This window comes from Streptomyces sp. AA4, assembly GCF_000158875.1.
Lineage (GTDB): Bacteria > Actinomycetota > Actinomycetes > Mycobacteriales > Pseudonocardiaceae > Amycolatopsis.
Map to the genome: position 1 here is coordinate 911,564 of NZ_GG657746.1, position 2,293 is coordinate 913,856.

Genomic DNA, 2,293 nt, shown 5'->3' on the forward strand with positions numbered 1-2,293 from the left:
CACCGCCCGTCACGTCATGAAAGTCGGTATTTCCCGAAGCCCATGGCCCAACCCGCAAGGGAGGGAGTGGTCGAAGGTGGGACTGGCGATTGGGACGAAGTCGTAACAAGGTAGCCGTACCGGAAGGTGCGGCTGGATCACCTCCTTTCTAAGGAGCACAACACATCCATGCTCCCGGGATACCCGGAACCAGGGCATGGGGTGGGCACGGTTTAACACCCGCACGCGGTGTTGCCGGGCTTGCTCAAGGAATTGTGGAACTACTGGTTATGGTCGCTTCTGGCAGGCGATGCCTTGTCTAGTACAGGTCCTTCGGGGCTGCGGAACGGCGAGGCGGAGTCTGGGGGAGCGATTGTTTGCTGGCACGCTGTTGGGTCCTGAGGCAACACACGTTGTTTCTGGTGTGGTGTTTGAGAACTGTAGAGTGGATGCGAGCATCTTTGTGGTCAAGTTGTTAAGGGCACATGGTGGATGTCTTGGCTTCAGGAGCCGATGAAGGACGTGGGAGGCTGCGATATGCCTCGGGGAGCTGTCAACCGAGCTGTGATCCGAGGATTTCCGAATGGGGAAACCCAGCACCAGTGATGTGGTGTTACCCGCCGGTGAATATATAGCCGGTGTGGAGGGAACGCGGGGAAGTGAAACATCTCAGTACCCGCAGGAAGAGAAAACAAAAGTGATTCCGTGAGTAGTGGCGAGCGAAAGCGGAAGAGGCTAAACCGTTTGCATGTCAAGCTGTCAGGCGTTGTGCAGGCGGTGTTGTGGGACCCAGCGTCGAGGATCTGACAGTCCTCGGAATGTGCGCGCGTGTTAGTGGAACCGCTTGGGATGGCGGACCGGAGTGGGTGAGAGTCCCGTACGCGAAAACATGTTGCGTGTGTTTGTCTGGTGTTCCCGAGTAGCAGCGAGCTCGTGGAATTTGCTGTGAATCTGCCGGGACCACCCGGTAAGCCTAAATACTTCCTGGAGACCGATAGCGGACGAGTACCGTGAGGGAAAGATGAAAAGTACCCCGGGAGGGGAGTGAAAGAGTACCTGAAACCGTGTGCCTACAAGCCGTCAGAGCGTTTCGACGTGATGGCGTGCCTTTTGAAGAATGAGCCTGCGAGTTAGTGCTGCGTGGCGAGGTTAACCCGGGTGGGGTAGCCGTAGCGAAAGCGAGTCTGAATAGGGCGATTGAGTCGCGTGGTCTAGACCCGAAGCGGAGTGATCTACCCATGGCCAGGGTGAAGCGACGGTAAGACGTCGTGGAGGCCCGAACCCACTTAGGTTGAAAACTGAGGGGATGAGCTGTGGGTAGGGGTGAAAGGCCAATCAAACTCCGTGATAGCTGGTTCTCCCCGAAATGCATTTAGGTGCAGCGTCGCGTGTTTCTTGCCGGGGGTAGAGCTACTGGATGGTCTAGGGGCCTTACCGGGTTACCGAAATCAACCAAACTCCGAATACCGGTTAGTGAGAGCGCGGCAGTGAGACGGCGGGGGATAAGCTTCGTCGTCGAGAGGGAAACAGCCCAGAACACCAGCTAAGGCCCCTAAGTGTGTGCTCAGTGGGAAAGGATGTGGGATTGCCCAGACAACCAGGAGGTTGGCTTAGAAGCAGCCACCCTTGAAAGAGTGCGTAATAGCTCACTGGTCAAGTGGTCCTGCGCCGACAATGTAGCGGGGCTTAAGCACACCGCCGAAGCTGTGTCATTCACACAATACATCCGCAAGAGCTTTCGGGTTCTTGTGCAGTGGTGTGGATGGGTAGGGGAGCGTCCTGCATCCAGGGAAGCCGCGGCGGAAGCTAGCGGTGGAGGGTGCGGGAGTGAGAATGCAGGCATGAGTAGCGAATGCAGAGTGAGAAACTCTGCCGCCGGATGACCAAGGGTTCCTGGGCCAGGCTAATCCGCCCAGGGTAAGTCGGGACCTAAGGCGAGGCCGACAGGCGTAGTCGATGGACAACGGGTTGATATTCCCGTACCCGAGCATGTGCGCCCATGGCGAGGCGGTTGACACTAACCACCCGAAGCCACTCGTGAAGCCTTCGGGCGGATCGGGTGTGTGGAGCGTGGGACCTGATTCCGTAGTAGTCAAGCGATGGGGTGACGCAGGAAGGTAGCTCCGCCAGGCGATGGTTGTCCTGGTGTAAGCGTGTAGGCCGTCATGTAGGCAAATCCGCATGGCAACAGGCTGAGACGTGATGCGTAGCCGTTTGAGGCGAAGTGGGTGATCCTATGCTGTCGAGAAAAGCCTCTAGTGAGTGCATGCACGGCCCGTACCCCAAACCAACACAGGTGGTCAGGTAGAGAATA

The 2,293-nt window shown here is 57.5% G+C and carries 2 other annotated features (both cut by a window edge).

The features are described from left to right. Positions 1-148: a sequence feature (mutual gap in cmsearch alignment for this rRNA model is longer than 100), on the forward strand (it extends 1,333 nt beyond the left edge of the window). A gap of 296 nt (positions 149-444) precedes the next feature. Further along, positions 445-2,293, forward strand: a sequence feature (mutual gap in cmsearch alignment for this rRNA model is longer than 100); it runs 1,234 nt beyond the window's last position.